This is a genomic window from Marivivens donghaensis, from assembly GCF_011806565.1.
Lineage (GTDB): Bacteria > Pseudomonadota > Alphaproteobacteria > Rhodobacterales > Rhodobacteraceae > Marivivens > Marivivens donghaensis_A.
This window is the reverse complement of the sequence record NZ_JAATOP010000003.1, coordinates 170,903-194,754: the sequence shown is the minus strand read 5'-3', so window position 1 is coordinate 194,754 and position 23,852 is coordinate 170,903. Positions and strand designations below refer to the sequence as shown.

General features: G+C 59.7%; 26 protein-coding genes and 2 tRNA genes. 8 read left to right on the top strand and 20 right to left on the bottom strand.

All coding sequences use genetic code 11. From position 1 onward, the window contains the following. The first annotated feature begins 43 nt into the window (after positions 1-43). The 6 genes from HCZ30_RS06300 to HCZ30_RS06275 all read left to right on the top strand — a co-directional run bounded on the left by HCZ30_RS06300 (position 44) and on the right by HCZ30_RS06275 (position 4,185). Positions 44-1,027 carry a carbohydrate ABC transporter permease gene (locus tag HCZ30_RS06300; RefSeq protein ID WP_167637432.1) on the top strand — a complete coding sequence of 328 codons (984 nt, stop codon included), beginning with the start codon at positions 44-46 and terminating at the stop codon, positions 1,025-1,027. Next, the gene (locus HCZ30_RS06295; protein WP_167637431.1) at positions 1,024-1,854 is read left to right on the top strand and encodes a carbohydrate ABC transporter permease; all 831 of its coding nucleotides are present in this window, start codon (positions 1,024-1,026) and stop codon (positions 1,852-1,854) included. The genes HCZ30_RS06300 and HCZ30_RS06295 overlap by 4 nt, the downstream gene beginning before the upstream one ends. Positions 1,855-1,861: 7 nt before the next feature. Then, on the top strand, positions 1,862-2,872 hold the full coding sequence (locus HCZ30_RS06290; RefSeq protein WP_167637430.1) for an ABC transporter ATP-binding protein: 1,011 nt from the start codon (positions 1,862-1,864) through the stop codon (positions 2,870-2,872). Between the two features lie 113 nt (positions 2,873-2,985). Continuing rightward, the gene (locus HCZ30_RS06285) at positions 2,986-3,279 is read left to right on the top strand and encodes a hypothetical protein (RefSeq protein ID WP_167637429.1); all 294 of its coding nucleotides are present in this window, start codon (positions 2,986-2,988) and stop codon (positions 3,277-3,279) included. 2 nt (positions 3,280-3,281) lie between these two features. Beyond that, complete coding sequence (locus tag HCZ30_RS06280) at positions 3,282-3,692, top strand: hypothetical protein (RefSeq protein WP_217703033.1); 411 nt, start codon at positions 3,282-3,284, stop codon at positions 3,690-3,692. Between the two features lie 253 nt (positions 3,693-3,945). Then, positions 3,946-4,185 (top strand): hypothetical protein, encoded by a 240-nt coding sequence (locus HCZ30_RS06275; RefSeq protein WP_167637427.1) that lies wholly within the window; start codon positions 3,946-3,948, stop codon positions 4,183-4,185. Positions 4,186-4,288: 103 nt separating this feature from the next. Here HCZ30_RS06275 and HCZ30_RS06270 read toward each other — a convergent pair whose 3' ends face one another. The 19 genes from HCZ30_RS06270 to HCZ30_RS06180 all read right to left on the bottom strand — a co-directional run bounded on the left by HCZ30_RS06270 (position 4,289) and on the right by HCZ30_RS06180 (position 20,019). Beyond that, the gene (locus HCZ30_RS06270) at positions 4,289-4,642 is read right to left on the bottom strand and encodes an RHS repeat domain-containing protein (protein WP_167637426.1); all 354 of its coding nucleotides are present in this window, start codon (positions 4,640-4,642) and stop codon (positions 4,289-4,291) included. Between the two features lie 275 nt (positions 4,643-4,917). Beyond that, positions 4,918-5,364: a hypothetical protein gene (locus HCZ30_RS06265; protein WP_167637425.1), complete on the bottom strand. Its 447-nt coding sequence runs from the start codon at positions 5,362-5,364 to the stop codon at positions 4,918-4,920. A 248-nt stretch (positions 5,365-5,612) separates the two neighbouring features. After that, positions 5,613-6,161, bottom strand: coding sequence for a hypothetical protein (locus tag HCZ30_RS06260; protein ID WP_167637424.1), 549 nt, complete (start codon positions 6,159-6,161; stop codon positions 5,613-5,615). 13 nt (positions 6,162-6,174) lie between these two features. Beyond that, complete coding sequence (locus HCZ30_RS06255; RefSeq protein ID WP_175580981.1) at positions 6,175-7,602, bottom strand: RHS repeat domain-containing protein; 1,428 nt, start codon at positions 7,600-7,602, stop codon at positions 6,175-6,177. A gap of 538 nt (positions 7,603-8,140) precedes the next feature. Then, a tRNA-Phe gene (locus HCZ30_RS06250) sits at positions 8,141-8,215 on the bottom strand. Positions 8,216-8,327: 112 nt separating this feature from the next. Then, entirely contained in the window at positions 8,328-11,159 is a 2,832-nt protein-coding gene (locus HCZ30_RS06245; RefSeq protein WP_217703032.1) for a calcium-binding protein, read from the bottom strand. Between the two features lie 530 nt (positions 11,160-11,689). Continuing rightward, positions 11,690-11,869, bottom strand: a complete 180-nt coding sequence (locus tag HCZ30_RS06240) for a DNA gyrase inhibitor YacG (RefSeq protein WP_167637423.1) — start codon at positions 11,867-11,869, stop codon at positions 11,690-11,692. Continuing rightward, positions 11,869-12,903, bottom strand: a complete 1,035-nt coding sequence (locus HCZ30_RS06235) for a ribonuclease E/G (protein WP_167637422.1) — start codon at positions 12,901-12,903, stop codon at positions 11,869-11,871. The genes HCZ30_RS06240 and HCZ30_RS06235 overlap by 1 nt, the downstream gene beginning before the upstream one ends. A 3-nt stretch (positions 12,904-12,906) precedes the next feature. Further along, the gene (locus HCZ30_RS06230) at positions 12,907-13,506 is read right to left on the bottom strand and encodes a Maf family nucleotide pyrophosphatase (protein ID WP_167637421.1); all 600 of its coding nucleotides are present in this window, start codon (positions 13,504-13,506) and stop codon (positions 12,907-12,909) included. Further along, entirely contained in the window at positions 13,503-13,721 is a 219-nt protein-coding gene (infA, locus tag HCZ30_RS06225) for a translation initiation factor IF-1 (protein ID WP_067550718.1), read from the bottom strand. Before infA ends, HCZ30_RS06230 begins: the two co-directional genes overlap by 4 nt. A gap of 81 nt (positions 13,722-13,802) precedes the next feature. Continuing rightward, on the bottom strand, positions 13,803-14,681 hold the full coding sequence (locus HCZ30_RS06220) for a carbon-nitrogen hydrolase family protein (RefSeq protein WP_167637420.1): 879 nt from the start codon (positions 14,679-14,681) through the stop codon (positions 13,803-13,805). Then, a complete protein-coding gene (locus tag HCZ30_RS06215) occupies positions 14,678-15,265 on the bottom strand; it encodes a GNAT family N-acetyltransferase (protein WP_167637419.1) in 588 nt (195 codons plus the stop codon). Before HCZ30_RS06215 ends, HCZ30_RS06220 begins: the two co-directional genes overlap by 4 nt. After that, positions 15,262-15,663, bottom strand: coding sequence for a ketosteroid isomerase-related protein (locus HCZ30_RS06210; RefSeq protein ID WP_167637418.1), 402 nt, complete (start codon positions 15,661-15,663; stop codon positions 15,262-15,264). The genes HCZ30_RS06215 and HCZ30_RS06210 overlap by 4 nt, the downstream gene beginning before the upstream one ends. A gap of 6 nt (positions 15,664-15,669) precedes the next feature. Beyond that, on the bottom strand, positions 15,670-16,062 hold the full coding sequence (locus HCZ30_RS06205) for a low molecular weight phosphatase family protein (protein WP_246212650.1): 393 nt from the start codon (positions 16,060-16,062) through the stop codon (positions 15,670-15,672). A gap of 83 nt (positions 16,063-16,145) precedes the next feature. Continuing rightward, positions 16,146-16,619 carry a UPF0262 family protein gene (locus HCZ30_RS06200; RefSeq protein ID WP_167637416.1) on the bottom strand — a complete coding sequence of 158 codons (474 nt, stop codon included), beginning with the start codon at positions 16,617-16,619 and terminating at the stop codon, positions 16,146-16,148. Positions 16,620-16,721: 102 nt separating this feature from the next. Further along, complete coding sequence (gene hisD / locus HCZ30_RS06195; RefSeq protein WP_167637415.1) at positions 16,722-18,023, bottom strand: histidinol dehydrogenase; 1,302 nt, start codon at positions 18,021-18,023, stop codon at positions 16,722-16,724. Positions 18,024-18,115: 92 nt separating this feature from the next. Next, a complete protein-coding gene (locus HCZ30_RS06190) occupies positions 18,116-18,595 on the bottom strand; it encodes a DUF2948 family protein (RefSeq protein WP_167637414.1) in 480 nt (159 codons plus the stop codon). Next, the gene (gene murA, locus HCZ30_RS06185) at positions 18,592-19,860 is read right to left on the bottom strand and encodes a UDP-N-acetylglucosamine 1-carboxyvinyltransferase (RefSeq protein WP_167637413.1); all 1,269 of its coding nucleotides are present in this window, start codon (positions 19,858-19,860) and stop codon (positions 18,592-18,594) included. Before murA ends, HCZ30_RS06190 begins: the two co-directional genes overlap by 4 nt. A 6-nt stretch (positions 19,861-19,866) precedes the next feature. Next, positions 19,867-20,019 carry a hypothetical protein gene (locus tag HCZ30_RS06180; protein WP_167637412.1) on the bottom strand — a complete coding sequence of 51 codons (153 nt, stop codon included), beginning with the start codon at positions 20,017-20,019 and terminating at the stop codon, positions 19,867-19,869. Positions 20,020-20,135: 116 nt separating this feature from the next. Between HCZ30_RS06180 and HCZ30_RS06175 the strand changes: the two genes are divergently transcribed. Next, positions 20,136-20,210: transfer RNA gene (locus HCZ30_RS06175), tRNA-Thr, on the top strand. Positions 20,211-20,419: 209 nt separating this feature from the next. Continuing rightward, positions 20,420-22,693 (top strand): methyl-accepting chemotaxis protein, encoded by a 2,274-nt coding sequence (locus HCZ30_RS06170; protein ID WP_167637411.1) that lies wholly within the window; start codon positions 20,420-20,422, stop codon positions 22,691-22,693. On the opposite strand, the gene HCZ30_RS06165 is transcribed toward HCZ30_RS06170, so the two are convergent. Continuing rightward, positions 22,694-23,812 (bottom strand): acetoin utilization protein AcuC, encoded by a 1,119-nt coding sequence (locus HCZ30_RS06165; protein ID WP_167637410.1) that lies wholly within the window; start codon positions 23,810-23,812, stop codon positions 22,694-22,696. Positions 23,813-23,852: the final 40 nt, after the last annotated feature.

Genomic DNA, 23,852 nt, shown 5'->3' with positions numbered 1-23,852 from the left:
CGGCTGTGCCCCCGAATTCCCCCTCTGGGACAATGAGGATACTATGACCCATTCCAGCGCGAATTCAGGCTCGCCCACCAAGGGCAAGTCCCTGAACCTACAGCAAAAGCGCGTGCGTTCGGCCTATATGTTCCTGACCCCGATGATCATCATGTTGCTCGTCGTTGCCGCGTGGCCGCTGTTCCGCTCCATCAGCTTTTCTTTCACCGATGCCTCTGCCGACACGATCTTCAACGGTCAGTCGGAATGGGTCGGGTTCGAGAATTACCTTGAACGCCGCGTCCGCTCGAACGGGGATATCCGTTGGCGCGGGGTGCTTGCGGATAAGGACTGGTGGGTTGCGGTCTGGAATACGGTGCGCTTCTCGCTCATTTCGGTGAGCCTCGAGACGTTCTTCGGCCTGCTGGTCGCTCTTGTCCTCAACATGGAGTTCAAAGGCCGCGGGCTTGTCCGCGCTGCCATCCTGATCCCGTGGGCCATTCCCACTGTCGTCTCCGCCCGTATGTGGGGCTGGATGCTCAACGACCAGTTCGGGATCATTAACCACATCCTGCTGATGCTGCACCTGATCGACTCTCCGATCGCGTGGACCGCGCGGCCTGATACGGCGATGATTGCGGTGCTGATCGTGGACGTCTGGAAGACCACGCCGTTCATGGCGCTACTCATCCTCGCCGGTCTGCAAATGATCCCGCGCGATATGTACGAGGCGGCCAAGATCGACGGCATCAACCCGTTCAAGGTTTTCTTCCGCGTGACGCTGCCGCTACTGAAGCCCGCGATCCTCGTGGCGGTGATCTTCCGTGCGCTCGACGCGCTGCGGATCTTCGACCTGATCTACCTGCTGACGCCGCAGTCGGGGTCCACTATGACCATGTCGGTCCTCAGCTATCGTGAAATCCAGCAGTTCGGCGACTACGGCGAAGGCTCTGCCATGTCGACACTGCTGTTCCTCATCATCACTACGTTCGTGCTGCTCTACATAAAACTGGGCAAGCTGAACCTTGGCGGGGAGGCACGTCAATGAACCGCTCCATGCCCCGCACCATCGCATTCTACGCCTGCGTTCTGCTGATCGTACTGATCGCCGTGTTTCCGTTCTACTACGCGATCATGACAAGCTTCGAGACAGGCACCGCGATCTTCCGTCCGAACATCCTGCCGGAGAGCTTTTCGTGGGATAACTACAAGGCCATCTTCACCCGCCGCGGCTTTGTCCGCTCGGTCGCGAACTCGGTCTTTATCGCGTCCATCACCGTGGGCGCGGCGCTTCTGCTCGCCGTGACCGCATCCTACGCACTGGCGCGCGTCAGCTTCCGTGGACGCGGGCTATTGCTGATGACGATCCTCGGCGTGTCGATGTTCCCGCAGATCGCGGTGCTTTCGGGCCTTTACGAGCTGATCAACCTGCTCGGCCTCTATAACAAGCCGTGGGCGCTGGTGCTCAGCTACACGATCTTCACCCTGCCCTTCACCGTCTGGGTGCTGACGACCTTCATGCGCGATCTGCCCATGGAAATCGAGGAAGCCGCCATCGTCGACGGCGCGACGCCGTGGGTCATCATCACCCGCGTGTTCATGCCGCTCCTCTGGCCCGCGCTCGTGACGACCGGCCTTCTGGCCTTCATCGGGGCGTGGAACGAATTCCTCTTTGCGCTGACCTTCACCATTTCAGCGGACCAACGCACCGTTCCCGTGGCCATTGCTCTGCTGTCCGGCGCGAGCCAGCAGGAGATCCCGTGGGGTCCGATCATGGCGGTAAGCGTCCTCGTCACGATCCCGCTGATCGTCCTCGTCCGCGTATTCCAACGCAAGATCGTAGCCGGCCTGACCGCCGGTGGCGTCAAAGGCTGATAGACCCATGGCAAACATCACTCTCAAAGCAGTTCGCAAGTCCTTCGGCAGTTTCGAAGTCATCAAGGGCATCGATCTGGAAATCCGCAAAGGCGAGTTCATGGTCTTTGTCGGCCCGTCGGGTTGCGGCAAATCCACCCTGCTCCGCCTGATTTCGGGTCTGGAAGAGATCACATCGGGCGATCTGATGTTCGACGACGCGCGCGTGAACAATGTCATCCCGTCCGAGCGCGGCATTGCGATGGTGTTCCAGAGCTACGTGCTCTACCCGCACATGAAGGTCTACGACAACCTGGCCTTCGGCATGAAGCTGGGCAAACGCGACAAGTCGGAGATCGACACCCGCGTCCGCAAGGCCGCCGAGATGCTCCAGATCGACCACCTGCTCGACCGCCTGCCCCGCCAGTTATCGGGCGGCCAGCGTCAGCGCGTCGCCATCGGCCGCGCCATCGTCCGCGACCCGCGCGTGTTCCTGTTTGACGAGCCGCTGTCGAACCTCGACGCCGCGCTGCGCGTCGCGACCCGTCTGGAGATCGCGAAACCGCACCACGACATGAACGACGTCACGATGATCTACGTGACCCACGATCAAGTCGAAGCGATGACCCTCGCCGACCGCATCTGCGTGTTGCGTGACGGCGTGGTTGAGCAAGTCGGCACCCCCGCCGAGCTTTATGAAAAGCCCAACTCGGTCTTCGTCGCAGGCTTCATCGGCTCGCCTAAGATGAACTTCCTCACAGGCACCTTCGCTGACGCCGTCGGCTGCACCACCCTCGGCATCCGCGCCGAGCATATCGACATCGTGGATCAAGCGGACGCCACTTGGACCGGCACCGTCGTCCACGCCGAAGACCTCGGCTCCGACCACTTCCTGTTCGTGGACATCGGCGCGGACGAACCCGTCGTCGTCCGCCGTAGCGGCAAGCTTGACACAGGAATGCTGGGACAAGTCGTCAGCCTCCGCCCACAAGCCGAAAACCTGCATCGCTTCGGGCCGGACGATAAACCGCTAGGATAAACGCAGAAGCCACCAAGACGTCAGCCCATTCCGCCCCGCGGGATGGGCTTTTTTGTATGCCTTAACCCAACGGCAAAGAGACTGCCTGCAACGCAGGGTGCGATCATCACTTCTTGGGAAAAGTGGTGCCCGGTGGGAGAAAGTGGCATAAACGCGCGCTTTCGTTCTGCGACGACTTGGCATCAACGCCGGAACTCACCAGCCGTCTGCGGCGCGAAGCTGGAGCAATCCTTGCTCTGATATCGCTGGATTTGGTTGGAGACATCGAGAATGAAGAAGCTGCGCTGTTCGCAAAGATCGACGTGTCTTCTCCGATTGTGGACGAAATCTGCCTCCTCAAGGACGAAATGGAAGACGCTATGCGGAAGGCAGGGTGCCTGCCCGTCAACGGAGAATTGGAGGTTTGATGATGGCAGCTGAAACCAACCGTCCCGTCGATCTGACTGATGCATACTTCAACGTGCACATGTTGGCTCTGCTTCTAATTCGATTGTTGGCAGAAGCCACTCTGCCCACCACAACGTCACCGCTGATTCACCTTCGGATCCAGCGAGCCATTTCTCTCCTCAGAGGGAGGGATTACCTCGATTTTGCTCGCATTGACCTGCTTTCTGAACTCTCCAAAGATCTTGTGTTCCTGATCCACGGCGAGACGCAGACGATCTGGACCGCCGACCACCATCACTGGGATGGTGGTTACAATGTCACGGAAATATCAAGCGTTGGGACTGATCTGTGTGCAGTCAAGGACGCCGTTGATGATCTCATACTCGCCGTCTTGAAACTGGAAGGGCCACGGCGGGCAGAAGGTTACGAGTAAATCCAGATGCTGGCCGGTTTGGGTGCGGATCGGCCAGCACAAACCCAATGTGGCTCCACGATTCGTCCGACACCGTTCAACCCGCTTCGTAGTTGGGTTTCCAATTGAGCTAACGAACGCGTGCGACGGGAATCGGTCAAACATTGCTTCAAGATAGTAGTGCCTTAGTTACCCTTCTATCTCACCGTTGATGATTGCGATTAGTCTTGCCAGAGATCAACGTGGCGAAGCTTTTCAAAAGGATAGGTAGCAAATGAAGATTATCGCGAAGATCTCACGCGGGCCGCAGAAGAGCGAAATTGTCACGCCGCATCTACACGAAGATGGGACATATGTTGTGTCCCCTGCGCGCTTCGAAGAAGACTACATCCGCGTTGCCAATTTGGAAGACTTCGCATCCCAAATCCAAAAAGGTTTGAAGGGCCGCATGTCTTCGCCTGCCGTGAAAGGGTCGCGTCTGTTTAGTCCGAAGTCGATCTGCATCGAAAAGTAACGGCCCATAGCAGTCATTCATAACCGGTGCGGCGAACGGCCGGTGTCAGCCCGATTACGACCTCCCTGCTAAGCGCCAAGCCTCGGATCATAGGGTGAAACGATTAGGTGGGAAGGCCATCGTGGCGTGCTCTATTCGCCAAGGCAGGCCTGCCGAAGCCTTGGCTTTCGGTCGCCGAAGGAGATGCTACGAAGGAGGCATTTGCTCTTCGCCACACGCTCGTCCGCGGATCGTAGTAACGGGCGCCGAAGTAGTAGAGGCCGGTTTCTGCGTCGAGCTCCTTGGCGGTGAACAGGTACGGCGTGCGCTGGGTGTTCGACGCTTCCTCGACGAATGTTTCGCCGAAGGGGAAGTATTCCAGGTGCTGGAAGATTTCCCCGTCCACATCCGTCACGTAGGACGTCGAGCCGAGGTGATCCGGGTGGTAGTAGTACTGATCCTTTTCCCAGATCTCCAAGCCGTTGCCTGCGTAATTCCCGCAGCCGCCGTTGCCGTTCGATCAGCCCCAAGGCTCGCGATCACAGCCGGCGATGCCGTCGTTGTTGTCGTCGCGCGGCTGCTTGCCGAGCTTCGTCACGAGTCGCGTGGACCCGGCAAAGACGTGCTTGGTCACGATGGAGGCGTTGCGGATCGTCCAGAACTGGTTGACGTACGCCGTCTTCCTTTGAAAGCCACGCTTGATGCGCCGTTTGCCCGCGTCTTCGTACTTGTAGCGCTGGGTGCGGCCGTTGTCTAAATTGAATTTCGACCGATTAACTTCACAGACCGCATGTACCTGAATTCAAGGCACAGGGTCCAATCCCCCGAGACGACAAATCCATCTCCAAGATCTAAAATCTCTTCGAGAAAGTGCCGCACGGTGATCACTTTAGTACGGATTAGCGGCAAGTCTTCATTACCAAAGACAATCGTACATCTGTCATCGCCTTCATATTTAGCTAAGAAATGATCCAATCCAGCCCCAAAGTGTCTTAAATAAGAAAGTCTTGATGAATAAGGAAAATTCCCGAATGATTGCGCTTCTTGCCCTGTCGAACTGGCATGGCCAAAGGTGTCTAGAGAAAAAGTCTCACGAAGTTTCTCGGCGATTTTTTGAGAAGCATGCTCATCAGTTATAGACTCCCAGTCTAAACCTCTTTGCTGGGCGTTGATCTCGAGAATTGCATAATCGCTATCCATTCACTCAAACTGCCGCATGATGCGAATGGCATCTGCCTCTGTTCCATCGAAAGTAATGTGGTGACGCACGCGGTTTTGACCTTTTCCAATGTCCAAATTGATATGTGGTCCCAATTCTGGATCATAGTCAACGCGGAATGTGACCTGTCTTCCATCACGAAGTTCACCACGTCAGTTGTCCCTCAAAATACTGGATCCACCAGTATGGCGCGCTGCATGGAAGGAGATCGTCCCTCTTGGTAGATCTTTCAGCGATCTGTTAAATCGGAAATTAATTTCTCAACGCGCTTTCGGCGGCCCTTGGCAACTTTGGGAACGACCGACAGTGCTACTTTAGCCCACTCAAGCGCCAGTTTATATTCAGCGTGATCGCTTAGAAAACTTGCAGCCTTGAGTGCAGACCACCCGATTACGCAGTTTTCCTCGGCAGCTGGCCAGAATGCCACGCCGGGATCGGCGGAACGTAGCTCTTGCAACAACCGTTCTTCCTTATGGAACACATTGAACAGTGAAGACGCTTGTTCACGCGCGGCGGAAAAAAGATCAGGATTGAGTGCATCCGCCATATCAATCTCAGAACTATCTTTGAACCGAACCCGCCCCTGCAATTCGAAGTCAACCGGACTGCCTTCAATATCGGTGCATGCGTCAGAGGCAATTCCATAGTTTAGGAAAAACGAGGTCCTTTTAGACGACACCTGAACCTCGATGACTTCACACGAGAACTGAGACCTGACCAAGACGCCGGCCCGCTCGCGGAACCCGGCGTCGCCGAAGGACGCGCCGAGTTCCCTCATTATTTCATCTATTCTACTCATTGATCTTGATCGTTATTCCGTTTCTTTCAAGCGCGTCACGTAGCGGACCTGTTGGTCCTACCTTCCCTGTCGTTGGCGACCGTGAGAATTCCCATACCACTTCATCCAACTTGTCATTCCGAAGCAACCGGATATCTCGGGCAAGTTCCTGGCGCTCACGTTTCCCGAGACTGGTCCGGCCCACCTTGGACTCGAATGCCTTTCGGCCTCCATTCGCAAGTACATCAACGCGACGGTACCCACCGATTGTCTTAAAGTTGACCTCGGGATCGCCACCTTCCCGCGCAAGAATTCGGTCTCGGGCATCGTCGCCAACTCTCTTATTGCGCTGAACCTGACTTGCGCCTGCATCCGTCGCACTGTCAACCCGCCTCGTTCCCTGCTGCGCCAAGTCGGCAGCGTCATCTGCGCCACCAATCGCCCTGCGGGCGGCATTCGCACCCGCTTTCGCGTCACGCACACTGACGGGTGAGAAAATTTCAGACGCCAGTGAAACTGCTGCCCCGGCGCGCTGGCCCATGGTGGAGCCCCGTGCGGTGATCGTCTTCACATCGGCGACGGCTCCGGCGACAGTAGCCGCAACATCACCGCCGTTCTTGACGAGCTTCCACACCTTTCCCACAGCGCCCCAAACCTCGCCGTTCGGGTCGAGGTGGATGACGGGATTCTGTCGCGAATATGCGTAGAGCGCCAAATTGAGTTGCTCGTAGGCGCCATCGTTTAGCCCGCCGAGCATATAGTCTTTGATAACAGGATCGGTACTCTGCCATACGCTGGTCCGGGGGTCGTAGTACCGTGCGCCGAAGTTGTAGAGGCCGGTTTCCTCATCCAGTTCCTTGGCGGTGAACAGGTACGGGGTGCGCTGGGTGTTCGACGCTTCCTCGACGAATGTTTCGCCGAAGGGGAAGTATTCCAGGTGCTGGAATATTTCCCCGTCCACATCCGTCACGTAGGACGTCGAGCCGAGGTGATCGGGGTGGTAGTAATACTGGTCCTTTTCCCAGATCTCCGGGCCGTTCCCGTTGCCGTTGCCTGCGTAATTCCCGCAGCCGCCGTTGGCATTGCCGTTGCCGCCACCGTTTCCGTTGCCGTTCGACCAGCCCCAGGGCTCGCGGTCGCAACCGGCGATGCTGTCCGGAATGCCGTCGTTATTGTCGTCGCGCGGCTGCTTGCCGAGCTTCGTCACGAGGCGCGTGGACCCGGCGAAGACGTGCTTGGACACGATCGACGCATTGCGGATCGTCCAAAACTGGTTGACGTAGGCCGTCTCGCCCTGGAAGCCGCGCTTGATGCGCCGTTTGCCCGCGTCTTCGTACTTGTAGCGCTGGGTGCGGCCGTTGTCGGCAATCTCTTGGATGCGGTTTTCCTCATCCCAGACAATCGTCCGCCGCGTGCCGTTCTGCGTGTGCTCCCAGCCCAACTGGTTGCCGTTGGCATCGTAGGAGAAGGCCCGCTCACCTATTTAAATCGCTGCTCAAAGCTACCTTTTCTTTTGTCGTTCAGCTTGGTCTACTTCCTGCGCACTGCGGTCGTTCGTTCCCCATGCAGCGAAAGTCAGCTCCCCGCCCAAACCGCTGATACTGGCTTGCCCCCTTTCCGCCCCACTCTCGCTTGGTCGATCGAAATTTCGAAACACCTCCACTGTCGCTTCGGGCACGGATTGCACAAAGCGCAGGTGACATACTGAAAATTGACGCTCCTGAACTGGCACGAATTCCGACGCTGTTTTGCTGTATGAACCAGAGAACCATCGATCAAGATCAATCGTGCCCTACAGCCTGGCGATGCTTTAGGTGCCTAATCGCATCTTGCGACCATCGAAGCGCAAGAAGATGCTCAAGTCTTCTGATCGTAAAGATGTGATACAAATTGTGATACAGCCAAAAGAGGGCCTCACCTCCGAAATTCTCTTATTTTCATAGAGATTAATGGCTTGCGCGGATGGTCTTGCGAAATAATGGTGCCCGGGGGCGGAATCGAACCACCGACACGAGGATTTTCAATCCACTGCTCTACCCCTGAGCTACCCGGGCACGGGAACGACATCGTCGCTGGGTGAGGGCCTTCTAGACGTGACTTCGGGGGGTGTCCAGAGGCATTTTCAAGAAAATGTCTCTTTCCCGCATTTTCTAATTTCGGCTGCTTTCAGCGCGGGTTGCGGCCCGACAGATAGACCGAGCTACGGAAACCATGGTCCATGCGAGCGACGACGGAAGCGTCGCGCAGACCTCCGATCACGAGCGCCAGAGCGCCGCGTGCAAAGGCACGGCCACGGGGGTACGGAGCGAGCCATTGGGCCAGCTTCGGGCCAACGCGCCAGTAGAACCAGATGAACACGCGGCCAAGCATGTAGTGCACGAGGATGTGGTCGCGCACCTTACGCAGGTAAGCCACGTCGGGGTGGAATTTGTCGCCGTAAGCAGCGGTCGCCACGAAGCACTCGCTGCCGTTGTAGCCTTGGCTGCTGTCCTCTGCGTCGTCGGGGTCGGCCTGCGGGTTATCGTCTTCGTCCACGTCCACAGTGGGGATGTCGGTCTGGTCGCCAGTGTCAACGACGTCGGTGCCGTAGTACTTGTTCAGAAGGTTTGCGGTTTCCGAATTCGGAACCAGCGCGTCCGGCAGCGGGAACGCATCGCTCAGGTGATCGAGGTAGTCTTCGCGAACGTCGATGTCGAACGCCTTGAGCATGTCGCGGGCGTCGGTGCCGACCTCATTGAGTTGGTCGAGCAGTGACAGCGCGTCGGTTTCCTCGAAGAACGCATCGAGCTGGTCGGAGTTCAGCGCGTTGAGGAGTGCCGGCAGGTTCTCCGCCGGAATGTCCTGCATAATCGCGTTGAGGTCGAGGCCATCGAGCATGTCCGACAGCTCTTCGTCCGACAGGCTGGCGAGGTAATCGGTGACTTCCGAGGCAGAGCCGTTGACGAGCAGGTCCGCAGGGTCGACTGGCGCGCCATTGAGAACCGCGTCGATCTCGGCCTGCATGGCCTCGACGTGGTGGAAGTCCTGCATGGTCTCGAAAATCGCGTCTTTCTGGGCGGCGGCACTTTTGAGCGTGGTGCTGCCGTTCTCGTGAACGAACACGAGGTCTTCGCCGTCGGTGAAGGTCACTTTTTCAAGGTCCGCCTGCTCTTCGTAAGCACCCATAAAGCTCAGCTTGTCGCCACCTTCGATGTCGAAGCCGCGGATGACCGTGTCACCTTCGGTTTCTGCAAAGATCGAGGCGCTGCCGCCGTCGTTGATGGTGATCTGGTTGTCATCCGACTGCGCGAAAACGGTGTCGTGACCGGTGCCGGTGAAGACGCGGTCGTTGCCTTCGCCGGTGATGATGGTGTCGTCGCCGTCGCCGCCCATGAGCAGGTCGTTACCGTCGCCGCCGTCGAGCGTGTCGTTGCCGCGCAGACCGAACAGGCTGTCGTCACCTGCGTGGCCTTCGATGGTGTCGTTCCAGATCGAACCGTTCAGGCGATCGGTGTAGTCGGCATCCTCATCGACAACGGTGTCGGTGCCCCAGAGGTGGACGCCCTCGCCTTTCGCGGTGAACTCCAGCTTCACGAGGTCATAGCCGTCGAGCGACAGGTGGATGGTGCCGTCAGCGTCTGTGACATCCGAGCCGTTGGCGGTTTCGAGGTACGGCTTGGCAAGGTAGCTGAGCGGGTCGGCTTCGTTGGTCAGGGTCGACGGATCGTCGATGGTCGACAGCTGCTGGACCCACATGTGGCCGTAGTCGCCAACCAGGTCGTCGATGTTCAGGTCCAGGTCCACGCCGTCAGCGGAACGCGAGGCGAGGTAGATGACGGTCTTGTCGTCGTTACCGAAGGCATAGGCGATCAGCTGGTCCTGCGCGCCTTCACCGTCGAGGTCGGTTTCGAACTTGGTCGGCAGGTCGATGTCGATGGCGCGGGTGCCGACGAGGCTCTCCGACATCATGCGCATGACCTCGCCTGCGGGGGTCAGTTCGCTGGAATAGCCACCGGGGGCGTCCTGATCGGGGAATTCGCGCGACAGGCGGGAATAGAGGCCCTTGTAGACCGTGCCCCAGACCGACGCCTCATCGACGCCCGCGCGGACCATCACGTCCATCAGCGCAACGAGGTCGGAGGCGTGGGCCATACCGTGATCGCTACCGAGGTCGTTCTTCACGTTCCATTCGGAGACGTAATAGTTCAGCTCGCCAAAGCCCTCGGCCTCTTGGAAGTCATCAAGACGGTCGAACACCATCTGGCCGTTGTGGATGTCGTCGATGTTGGAGCGGTAGACGTGGGTCTCGACAGTATCGATCGCTTCGCGCGCTTCGTCATCAAGCTGGGCGATGATTTCCTGCACGCCGTCGATGTCGCCCGCCAGACCGGTCTGGATGGCGATCTTGGGCTCTTCCCAAGCATCCGGATCGTCAAGCGTCGCGCGGTAGCGGTCAAAGATGTCCTGAAGACCCTTGGCCATGACGTTAGCCATCTGGCCATACTCGACGGGAGTCTCGCGTTCCCCCTTGTACCAGAATTCGTTGCCGATGGTGACGGTGTCGAGGTCGATATCGCCGTAGTCGCCGCGCACCAGCGCTTCGACCTTGTCGAGCAGGTTCTGAACGGCCTCCTGCGACGGGATGCGGTTGCCATCGGCATCGACGCGGCCCGAATAGAAGTTGTTGGTCGGAAGCACCCAGTCGACCGATGCGCCGCGTGCTGTGGCGTAGGCGGTGAACTCCTTTGCGGTGACGAATTCATCCGCATCAGCGGTGGCCGAGGCATTCACGTCCCAGAAACGGTCCGAGATCGGGTTGCCGGGTGCAAAGAGCTCTTCGGTCACCGTACCGCCCGGAAAGCGGAGCGAGCCTGCGTCCATCTGGTCGAGGAAAGTGTCGTAAGAGCCGCCTTCGATCACATCGTCTTTGGTGAACAGCGCGTTGTAGCCGAACATGTCCGACGAGATATTTCCCGAGGCATACTCACCGCCATTCAAGACAAGACTTTGCGCAGACATTAAGACCACCCTGTAAAAGGGCGCTCTGGCTGGGGTCGAAACCCGCTTGACGCAGAACGCCGGATACTACAGGAACCAGTCTCATCTATTCGGAAATCTGCGCATTATCGCAGAGGACTAATCCGCAACCCCAGCGGATGAAGGCTGTAGCCTGTAGTATCCACTCACTTAACCAACAGGATTATACCTGAACCAAAGTTCGAGTATATCGATACACCCATAAGGATAGTTGACTACCCTAAGGTGTATTTCTTGAGGGGTGTTTTATGGGAAATTGCGGATAGCACCGACGCACCGCCCAAATTTCGCCACAATATTCGCTCGCAGCGAGGTGCATACGAAATCGACCGGCGCATATATGTCGGAAAACTAAGGGATAAATGCCCTAACATTTTCCGATGCCGTGCCGTTAGATTAAATTCGCCCACTCGGCAGGCAGGCAATACGCGCGTCAGGCGCTGTTCTGAATGGGTCAATCCTACAGAATCGCCTTCCACCCGCTCGACACTGGCAGATACCGATTCGTATCGTCAGTTTGGCCGGTTGAACGCGCTCTCGTCCGGTCGCTCGTCCTCGTCTTCGGGCACGAGCGGGGACGGAATGACGTAGCTGCCCGACAGCCAGCGGGACAGATCCACGTCAGCGCACCGCTTCGAACAGAAGGGGCGATACTTGGGATCCGTTTCCTTTTGGCAAATCGGGCAAGCCATCAGATATCTCCGATCAGCGGCAGAGTAGGCAGACGTTCGCGCTTCCGCTGCATTTCGAACAGGCCCATCGTCGACCAACCGACGAGGCTGGTTTCGATGCCTGCATTCTTGAACGAGGCACGGAGCGACTGTTCAAGCTGGCGGCGGTTGGCTTTGGACATCGGGGCGAAGTCCACGACGACCTGACCACCGAAGCCGCGCAGTTGCAGCGCACGCGGCAGAAGGCGCGCCGCAGCAAGGTTTGCCTTGAGCGTCGCAGCGGGGGACGTATCGCCGCCCGTGTTCACGTCGACAGCCACCATCGCGCGGGTCGACTCGACATACATGGTGTAACCGTCGCCGAGCTGGACAAGCGAGCTTTTCAGCTCTTCGATCTGGTCGAGGACGCCTTGATGTTCGAAACAGTTCTCGTCGGTGACAACCTCGGCGGGGATGGTCCATTCGCGCCACGCGATGGTGTGCGGGCCGTCGCCTTCGGTCAGTGCCTCGGGCTCGGTGCCTTCGGCGTCGCCGAGAACGGCGCGTGCCAGATCGGCCATGGCCTGAATGTCTTCGGCGATATCTTCATCCGACGCACCTTCACAGCAGGAACGCAGGATCAGACCGAAGTCGTCCTCCATCTCCGCATGACCGATGGCCGAAATACGGGCGCGCTCTTCTTCGTCCTGAATGGCGCGGCTCACGTTAATGCCGGGCGCGCCGGGGGTGACGATAGCATAGCGGCTCTTGAACAGAACGCGGTCGGTGACGGGAACGGCCTTGCCGCCTTCGGCATAGCCCGTGACCTGCACCAGCATCGCCTGACCGGGGCGCAGGCCCTTGGTCTGACGGAGAAACGCGGTCTCGCCTTCGGGAAGGCGCAACATCATGCCGCCCTGACCCTTGAGCGGACGGTCGCAGATCGCGCGGTAGATCGCGCCGACGCGCGGCTGGTCTTCGTCGTCGATCAGCAGATCGTCGAGTTTGCCATCGACCATAAGGGCAGCGGCTTCACGACCATTGATGTGGTCGAGCAGAATCGTACGGCCTTTCATGGCTCACGCTCCGTAAAGGGGATATCCGGCGGCGGTCAGCAGTCCTGCGGTCTCTGCAAGAGGCAGGCCAACAACGCCGGTAAATGACCCGTTGATCCACGGGATGAATGCACCGGCAGGGCCTTGGATGGCGTAACCGCCAGCTTTGCCCTTCCAATCGCCGGATGCGAGATAGCTGTTCACTTCGGGGTTCGACAGACGCTTCATCGACACGGTGGTGACGACGTCCTTCTGCCAGACCTGCGTCCCGCGCTTGACCGCTACAGCGGTGATCACGCGGTGACGGCGCCCCGATAGCGCATAGAGGAACTCGGCCGCTTCGGCCTCGCCCTCGGGCTTGCCCATGATGCGCCGCCCCATGGCAACGGTCGTATCGGCACACAGAACCACCTCGTCTTCGGCGCAGGCAATCGCGGCTGCCTTGTCCGAAGCGATGCGGTTCACATATTCGCGGGGCAGTTCACCCTTGCGGGGGTCTTCGTCCACGTCAGGCGGACGGACTTCCGAAGGGGTGACACCGATCTGCGCCAAAAGCTCCAGTCGCCGCGGCGAACCAGAGCCCAAGATCAGCTTCAGACCGGATGTCGGTGAGAGAGTGCTCACCGAAAACGATAGTTGATGCGACCCTTGGTGAGGTCGTACGGGGTCATTTCGACCTGAACCTTATCGCCTGCGAGGACGCGGATGCGGTTCTTGCGAAGTTTACCTGCTGTGTGCGCGATGATCGTATGGCCGTTTTCAAGCTCGACCAGGAATGTCGCGTTGGGCAGGAGTTCCTTCACGACACCGGGGAATTCGAGCAGTTCTTCCTTGGCCATGTGATCTCCAAAAGTAATGTCCCTGCCCATGTGGCAGGCGGCGTCTAAATGCGCCCGAAAAAGTGAATTTTCAAGGGTATTTCACGCCAACTGATGCGTTTGCACCTTATGTAGTCGGGAATCCTGCTCTTTCCAGTGGCTGAAATTGCCAACCTGCCCTGTTTCGCGGGGTGCGGCGATGGCGCGAGGGTCGACCTCGGCATAGACCCACGCGGCAGAGTCGGTCTTGCCTTGGGCCACAATCCCGTCCTCGGGAAGCCCGTGATCGGGCGGGCAAAAGAACCCGACGCGGCCCGTTCCGGTGTCCAGCACATCGCAGTCATGCACAGGGCCAAGCACGGGCGCCTGCACGATCAGGCACTGGTTTTCGATGGCGCGGGCGCGGCACGACTGTCGCACGCGGGTCTGGCCAGCAGCCAGATCGGTGGCGGACGGCACAAGGATCATGTCCGCGCCGCCTTCGCACATGGCGCGGGCCTGAAGCGGGAATTCACTGTCGTAGCAGATCAGAACGCCGATCCGGCCCAGCGCGGTGTCGAGCAGTTTGACCTCCGCTCCCGGATTTATGCCCATTTCGTTGCGCTCGTAGGGCGTGAGGATCAGCTTGTCCTGCCACGCGACATGGCCGGTCGGCGACACCATATAGGCGCGGTTCACGATCCGCGTTCCGACTTTGACGCAGAGCGATCCGGCGAGGATGTGGACGCTGTATTTCTTGGCCAGCGCGATATGCAGATCGAGCCAGTTCTGCGCCGCGTCGCACATCTTTTTCGCCCACTCGGCGGGGGACACATCGGAAGGCGTTCCGACCAGCGCCGCTTCGCAGCCGCCGTATTCAGGGAAAATCAGAAGCTGCGCGCCATTGCCCGCAGCCTCGGACACCCATTTGTCCAGCTTGTCGTTCAGCTCCCGTTTGGTGGGGTGCCATTCGGGGCGGTATGCGGCGGCGGCAATTTTCATAACTCTCTCATCCAGAACTGGAGCGGCTTTTCGGTCTGCTCGGTATCGCGGTGATCCTTCCAACGGAAACGCGCCACGACACCATCGAGTTTCCTGTAGCCCCGCTTCGTCCAGAACGCATCGAGCGGACGGTAACCTTCGGGGCGGTCGGGATGATCGGCGGGGCGCATCACGCCGCAAAAGGCCGCATATTTGCGGCCCAGCGCACGGGCTTTCGCTTCTCTCGCATCGAAAAACGCGTGGCCCGCCCCCTGCCCGCGATATTCGGGCAGCAGCACGGATTCGGCGCAGTAGAAAATCTCGGTCAGCGGAATGCCTGTTGCGGCAAAGGGCGCGGCAAAGTCGTCCGCGTGGTCTTCCATAGGGGTGCCTGTGGCGACGCCGACAATCCGGTCACCGTCCGTTGCCGCGACGAGAATCGCCTCTTCCGCATCGCGGTAGGTCGCCACGTATTTGCGCTCGTAGTCCATATCGCCGTCATAAAGGTACGGCCACTCGGCAAAGACAGCGATACGGAGGCGCGCCAGATCATCCAGCGCGTCCGTGATCGCCTCGCCGCTCAGAACCTTGAACGTCAGGGTCATGCGGAGACCTGACGGATCCAGTCCGACAGGTTGTAGTAGGTGGTCACGCGGGTGATCTTGTCGTCCTTGAGCGTCATGAACGACCCTGCGGGCAGCTTGTAGGTCTGGCCTTTGGCTTCGGGCAGACCCTCGTCCGTGGTGAGGTATTCGCCGTTCACGATGAATTCCGCAGACGCGCGGGTACCGTCCTCGTTCACCATGAACACCATGTCGGTCAGGCACTCGCGGTAGCAGCGGTCCATGTGGTCGCAGAATTCGGAGAACAGGTCCTTGCCCTTGCGCACTTTGCCTTCGTTGACGTGATGCTCCACATCATCGGCCAGTTCGGCCAGCATTCCTGCTTTGTCGCCTGCATTGAAGGCATCGAAATAGCGTTGAAGAACTTCGGTCGCGGCCATTGCGGCTTACTCCTTTGGCGGCCCCCAACGCGCGTGGAGGCGTGAAATAATCTGGTCTCGTGTCTGTCTATAACTGTCGAGTTTGGCGTCACGTGTCTCTCCGAGACCTGTTGGGTCCAAAATCGGCCAATATTCGACTTCGAGGTGATAAAAACGGGTGAGTTCGAGCGCCTGACGCTGGCTCGCCGGAGACAGCGCAACGATCAGGTCGAAGGACGATAGATCGTCGCCCCACTCTTTGAGTTCGTCGAACGAGCGGGAGCGGTGACGCGACAGCTCCACGTCCTTTTCCTGACAAACGCAAATCGCGAAGCCGTCGATCTCCAGATCGTTTTTGACGCCCACCGACTGCACGTAACAGCCTGTCCCGTAGTACTTTTTCATCAACCCTTCCGCCATAGGTGAGCGCACAGCATTGTGGTCACAGCAGAAGAGGATGGACTGCGGTAGCGGGTCGTATTCCTTCTCGCTCTCCGACAAGGTCAGCCCCCGAAGTGCAGGACGCAGATCAGGGTAAACAGGCGGCGGGCGGTGTCGTGATCGACTTCGCATTTCCCATCCAGCCGCTCTTGCAGGATGTTGGCGCCCTCGTTGTGGATACCGCGGCGGGCCATGTCGATCGTTTCGATCTGGCTTGGCGAGGCGGTCTTCACGGCATCGAAGTAGCTGGCGCAAATCTGGAAGTAGTCTTTGACGACCTGACGGAACGGCCCCAGCGCGAGGTGGATTTCCGACGCCGGATCACCTGCTTCATTACGGATATCGAACACAAGGCGGCGCTCACGGATCGATAGGGCGAGCTTATACGGCCCATCCACCTTGCCGTCCTTGGCAGGCAGATCGAAGCTGTTTTCTTCCAGAAGGTCGAACATCGCAACCTTCCGTTCCTGCTCCACTTCGGGAGTCGGGGGCGGCAGGTTCGAATCGTCGAGTTCGATGTGGCTGATACGGCTCATGGGCGGGTCTTCCGTTTGGTCGACCAATTGGTAGCGGCCCACATGCGTTCATGCAATGCGGCAACGGGTATCGCGGAACATATCCTGCCCCGCGAGCCCCAGTTAGCCGTTCAGCTTGTCGAGGCGGGCGCGAACGCTCAATCCGTGGGCTTCGAGGCTTTCGGACTTTGCCAGACGCTCCGCAGCCGGACCGATCGCGCGAAGGGCGTCGGGGGTCATGCGGGCCAGCGTGGTGCGCTTGAGGAAGTCCATGACCGACAGACCCGACGAGAAACGGGCCGAACGGGCGGTCGGCAAGACGTGGTTCGGGCCGCCGACGTAGTCGCCGATAGCTTCGGGCGTCCAACCGCCGATGAAGATCGCACCGGCGTGGGTCACTTTTTCGGACAGCGCGTCGGCATCCTCGACACAAAGCTCGAGGTGTTCGGGCGCGATACGGTCGGAGAGCGCAGCGGCCTCTTCCATATCTTTGACGGTGATCACCGCACCGAAGTCGCGCCAGCTCGCACCCGCAATCGCGCGGCGCTCCAGCGTCTCGAGGCGCTTGTCCACGGCATCGGCGACAGCGCGGCCAAAGTCGCCATCATCGGTGATCAGGATCGACTGCGCGGATTCGTCATGCTCGGCCTGCGACATCAGATCGAGCGCAATCCAGTCGGGGTCGTTGTGTTTGTCGGCAATCACAAGGATTTCCGACGGGCCCGCGATCATGTCGATGCCCACCTTGCCGAAGACGCGGCGCTTGGCGGCTGCGACAAAGGCGTTGCCCGGCCCCGTGATCTTGTCCACGGGCGCGATGGTTTCGGTGCCGTAGGCCAGCGCGGCCACGGCCTGCGCGCCGCCAATGCGGTAGACTTCGTCAACGCCCGCGATTTTCGCGGCCAGCAAAACCAGCGGGTTCGCAACGCCGTCGGGGGTCGGCACGACGATGGCGAGACGCTCGACGCCTGCGACCTTCGCGGGAATGGCGTTCATCAGCACCGACGACGGATAGGACGCGAGGCCGCCCGGCACGTAGAGGCCAGCGGCAGACACAGCCGACCAACGCCAACCGAGCGAAGCACCTGCGGCGTCTTCCCAGCGGGCATCCTCTGGCATCTGGCGTTCGTGGTAGGCGCGGATACGTTCAGCGGCGAGTTCGAGCGCCGCGCGTTCTTCGTCCGACACCTGCTGGATGATCTCTTCGATCTCCGCTTCGGAGAAACGCAGCTTATCGGCAGTCAACTCCATGCGGTCGAACTTCGCGGTCAGCTCCAGCACAGCCGCGTCGCCGCGCTTGCGCACGTCCGCGATGATATCCGCAACGACAGCGTCCACATCGGGGCTGTCTTCGCGCTTCATTCCCAACAGCGCCACAAAGGCGTCTTCGAAACCTGCATCAGTCGTATCGAGAAATTGGGGCATCGGCTGTCTCCTTCGCCGCAGGTGATACATGCGCAAACGCCCCCCTTCAATGTGAAGGGGGGCGTCAAAGCGCTACAAAACGTAGCGCCGCGTTATTCGGGATGGCTCGGTGCCTGATGGGACGGCGCGATGTAGGGGCGCGTGACGTCCTTGAGCATGATCTCGATCGCTTCGACGTCGAGCTTGATGACGCCATCGCCCGCGAGGTTCAACAGAATCGACCCCGCACCGTCCTCGCCCGCTTTCCAGTCGAGCGAGAGGATCGACAGAACCGTGTCGGCATCGCCTTGCGGCACGCCTTGGCTCTGCACATTCATCACGCACTGGAACATGAGAACCGACTGCACCCGCTCGACCTGACGGCCGCGTTTCTGCGCCGCATCGAGGTCTTCCCAACGGAAGCGGTTGATCAGAATCGCAAAGCGCCGCTCCGCTGGATACCAACCGATTTCATTAGCGGGAAAAACCGCATCCTGCGTCAGCGCCGATACGACCTGAAGGTCTTCGGCATCGACTGCCATCAGGCGGAGAGGAGCCTCGCCGCCGTCTTCGAAACGGGCGTCTTCGGTCATTGTTCCTTGATCCGTTCGATCTGTGCGCCAACCCCGCCGAGCTTGTCTTCGACGTTCTCGTAACCACGGTCGAGGTGGTAGACGCGGTTAACCTGGGTTTCACCCTCGGCAGCCAGACCGGCGAGGATCAGCGAAACCGACGCACGCAGGTCGGTCGCCATGACCTGAGCGCCCTTCATTTTTTCAACGCCGTGGACGGTCGCGGTGCCGCCATGGACTTCGATGTTTGCACCCATGCGGCCCAGTTCCGGCGCGTGCATAAAGCGGTTTTCAAAGATCTTTTCTTCCAGCACCGAAGTACCGTCAGCAAGGCACAGCATCGCCATCATCTGCGCCTGAAGGTCAGTCGGGAAACCGGGGAACGGTTCGGTCGTCACGTTGACGGCCTTCGCACGACCGGCTTCGCAACGAACCTTGAGGCCCGCTTCGGTCTCTTCGACGGTGATGCCTGCTTCTTGCAATTTTTCAACGAAGGATTCGACCAGTTCCATCTTACCGCCGAGGCATTCGACCTCGCCGCCCGCGATAACGGGGGCCAGCATGTAGGTGCCAAGCTCGATGCGGTCGGTAACAACGGGGTGGGTCGCGCCACCCAGACGGTCGACGCCCTGAATTTCGATGCGGCTGGTGCCTTCGCCTTCGATCTGGGCGCCCATCTTTTTGAGGCAGCGGGCAAGGTCGACGATTTCAGGCTCGCGCGCGGCGTTTTCAATGACCGTTGTGCCCTTGGCGAGCGTTGCGGCCATCAGAACGTTCTCGGTCGCGCCAACGGAAGCGAATCGCAGCTTCACGATACCGCCCTTCAGGCCGCCGTTGGTTTTGGCGTGAAGGTAACCTTCTTTCAGCTCGATCTCTGCGCCCAGCGCTTCGAGAGCCGAGATGTGGATGTCCATCGGACGCGCACCGATTGCACAGCCACCCGGCAGCGAAACCGTGGCGTGTCCGTAACGCGCCAGCAGCGGGCCGAGCACGAGATTCGAGGCGCGCATCTTGCGAACGATGTCATATTCCGCGCGGGTCGAGGTCAGGTCGTGCGAGGACATGGCAACAACCTTGCCGTCCTGAAGCGACGAGACTTCAGCGCCAAGTGATTGAAGAAGCTGGGTCATTGTCTTGATGTCGGACAAACGCGGCGTGTTCGTCAGCGTCAGCGGCTCTTCACTCAGCAGAGTGGCCGGCATCAGAGCGAGCGCGGCATTCTTGGCCCCCGCGATAGCGATTTGTCCGCTTAGCGGCTTACCGCCCTTTACCAAAATGGAATCCATTGTGCCCTATTCGTCCTCTTTCGATTCTTCTTCATGAGCGGCGCGTGCACGTGCCTGCGCCTTGCGCTTCGCCATGTTCGACTTCAGCGCAGCCTTGAGCCGCTCTTCTCTTGTGAGTGTCTCGGGGCCTTTGCCCGACTTAGTATTTTTCACCGTCATGGCAAAAGAGTTATCCCGAGATCAAAAAACCGTCCAGATGGGGGTTGCGCATGGAATCTTTTGAGGCTAATTCCCCGCCACACGCCGACGACACACCGTCGGACGCGGAAAACGGCGCTGCTGTAGCTCAGTGGTAGAGCACTCCCTTGGTAAGGGAGAGGTCGACAGTTCAATCCTGTCCAGCAGCACCATTCCTCCCCCAAATCAATTACATACGCCACGCGCCGAACGACTGCGCTTTGTTGCATTTCCGATGTGGGTTTAGGCGTATAGTTCCCTACCCTATCAGTGATTTCGCGGGAACATTGCGGTCAGAAACCGCGATTCTCCCTAAAAGAACGCCCCCGTCAGACGTTAGCTCGCCCATTGGCAGATCAACTTCGGCACACGGTCAGGTTCTATGAAATTACCGCTCGCGCGTAAACTTCCCTTGCTCATCATTGCCCTGACCTTTGCATCCGCATTGCTGGTCGGCGGCCTGTCCTTTTCGCGTATGCAGGCCCAGATGGCCCGCGACGCGCAGGACCGCCTTACCGGCACGGTCGAGATGATGAGCGAGACAATCAACAGGGAGATGGATTCCTACATGTCCGCCCTGATGATTCTGGGAACCGATGCCAGCTTGCAGTCGGCGATGGGTACTTTCACGTTCTCGCTCAACAGCACCGATGACCCCGAGGGGCTGCTGGGCCTCGTCCGTCAGGAGATGCGCGAAGCCTACATCACGAACAACCCGTTCCCCGAAACGGAGCGTCATAAACTGATGCTCCATGCCGACACGGACATGTACGGACGCACCCACGGTCAGTGGCATCCGTGGATTTCGACCATCGCGCAGACCATGGACCTCGCTGATGTCCTGCTGGTCGATGTCTCGGGTAACGTGGCGTACTCATATGCCAAGCGCGACGATTTCGGCGGTAATATCAACGACGACGACCTGACGAACACCGGCCTGGCACAAGCGGTCCGCGAAGCGCTCGCCGCGCCCCAACCGGAGTACGACGGCGGTCCGAAAACCGTCCCGATGTATTTCAGCGCATTCGAACCCTACTCCAAAGCGATGTCCGTACTTCAGGCATTCGCGGCCTCACCGCTCTATGACCGCAATGGACGCCTGATGGGCGCCGTCGTCATCGCGGTTGGTGACACCTACCTGCAAACGATTATGGACGGCGCAACGGGCCTTGAGGTGGACAGCCAGACGCTGCTCGTGAACGACGAAGGCCGCACCGTGTTCCTGTCGGGTGACATCATCACGGACGAAGGCGCGACGGTCCGGATGCACCCGCAAGATGAACACGTCCTTGGCGCAGCGGCAGGAGACACGGGCACGGCGCTCTTCACCAATCGTCAGGGCATAAAGCTCCTGTCCGCTTGGACGCCTGTCGAAATCGGCGGCATCGCTTATGGCCTTGCCGTGAGCAACGAATATTCCGAAGTCATGGCCGGCGCGCAGACACTCGGCTGGATCATTCTTGCGACGACCCTGATCATCGCTGCTGCGACGGGCGTTGTCGGCTGGTGGATCGCGCGGTCCATCGTGCGACCGCTCCAGACGATCTCGCATGATCTGGACGAGATTTCGAACACCCGCGACCTCACCCGACGCACGACCATCGATACCGAAGACGAAATAGGGCGCAGCGCTGGCGCCGTTGATCGCCTCCTCGGTTTCTTTGACGAGACGCTGACCGCCGTGCGCGGCAGCACGGAAGAACTCAGCGCCGCGTCCGGCACCATGCTGGAAGCCGCTCAGGCGCTCGCGTCGAACTCCGAAGTGCAATCGTCTGCTGTCGAAGAGCTGTCCAGCTCGGTCAACCAGACCGCATCGCAGGTATCTGTCAACGCCGACTCGGCCAAGACCGCGAACGATTTGATGATGGGCGCAGCCAAGGTCGTCGACGACGGCAAGCGCAAGGTGTCCACGATGGTGGACGCAATGGACGCGATCAACGCCTCTTCGCTCGACATCGAAAAGATCATCAAAGTGATCGACGAAATCGCGTTCCAGACCAACCTTCTCGCGCTCAATGCAGCTGTCGAAGCCGCCCGCGCAGGCCAGCACGGACGCGGTTTCGCGGTGGTCGCGCAGGAGGTCCGCAACCTCGCCGGACGTTCGGCCAAAGCCGCCCGCGAGACAGGCGAGCTCATCGAAAAGAGCCGTCAGCACGTTCGCAATGGCGTCGAAATCTCTGCCGACACCAGCGAGTCGTTCGAGGTCATCAGCCAGAACATCACCAAGGTCGGCGGCCTGATCAAAGACATCAGCAAAGCCAGCGCAGAGCAGGCCCGCGGTGTCGATCAGGTCAACGAGGCGATCCTCGACATTAGCCGCACCGCGCGCCTGTCGAGCCAGCAGGCCGACACCTTTGCGACCACAGCGAGCCAGCTGAAAAGCACGAACGAACTGCTCCGTCAGGAAATCGCGAAATTCCGTGTGTCGGCGGAGCCTGTAGCTACGGCCGTCACCATTATCGGCGACTTTGAGGAGCTCCCCGCTGAACCGGCCGTTGTCAACGAACCCTATGTCGAGGATTCGGACTTCGACAGCTTCGATGTGCCTGCCCTGCCCGTGCCCGCAAATACCGTTCCCGACGACGTCGCGCCCGATCAGCAACACCCCTCTCGCCACGATCCGGACTCGGATTCGCGCGGCTACGGTACGTTCTGATCAGATTCCGCGCCCTGCCAGAACGGCGGCGCGGGTTCTCGTTATGTCACTGATCTCTCCGCCCCGCCAGCTATCGCGTATGGTCGTGATCCAGTGCGGTTCCGGCTGTTTGATACGGTGAAGGCCGTGCCACACGAGGTTCCTTAGAACGTCCTGCGCCCCATCTGGCAGAACGTCGGGGATTTCATAACCGTTGAGCGTCGCCCAGATCGCACTCCAGCAGCGGCCCACCGACCACGGATTGTAGCCGCCGCCACCAAGCACGAGGTAGCGGGGCGCAAGGTGGCGTAAGGCTTCGACCACCCCGATATGCGCGTTATTCGACATCGCAAGACGAGATTGCGGATCTTCGGTGATGGCATCGGAGCCGCATTGGACCACAATCGCGTCCGGCTTGAATGCCTGCACGACCGGCAGGATCATCTCGTTCAGCGCAAAGGCCATATCGTCGTCATGGGCACCGCGCGGCAGCGGCAGATTGAACACCTGCCCCACCCCGACATCATCCAGCGCACCCGTGCGCGGCCAGCGGTTTTCCTCGTGGGTCGAGATCAGCAGCACGTCCGGCTCATCACGGAACGCGGCCTCCACCCCGTCGCAGTGGTGGGCGTCGATGTCCACATACGCCACGCGGGTCGCGCCGTTTCTGCGCAGCGACATGGTCGCCAGCACCGGATCGTTCAGAAAACAGAACCCGTTGGCGCGATCGGCGAAGGCATGGTGCGTCCCGCCGCCAGGTGAATGCAGCACGCCGCCGTTCCGCAAAAGCTCCCCCGCCAGCAGCGAGGCGCCCGCCCCCGTTGCGGGCCTGCGGTACATTTCGGTGAAAATGGGGTTCGACGGCGTGCCGATATTGTAAGTCTCGCGCACTTCGCCCGACACCTCCTGTGCGGCCTCTGCCGCTTGCAGGGCAGCAATGTAGTCGGGCGTGTGAAACACGGTCAGCGCGGCGGGTTTGGCGCGGGGGCTGGTGATAAATCGCTCGCGCGGCAGCCAGCCCATCGCGCGGGTCAGGTCCATCACGGTCGACACGCGCGGCACCCGCAACGGGTGCCACGCGCCGTAGGACGAGCCACGGTAAATTTCTGATCCCAACATCTGCGGGAACGGCAAAGTCATTGCGCCTCACCTCTTGGATTGCGCCCTTTGACGCCGCACA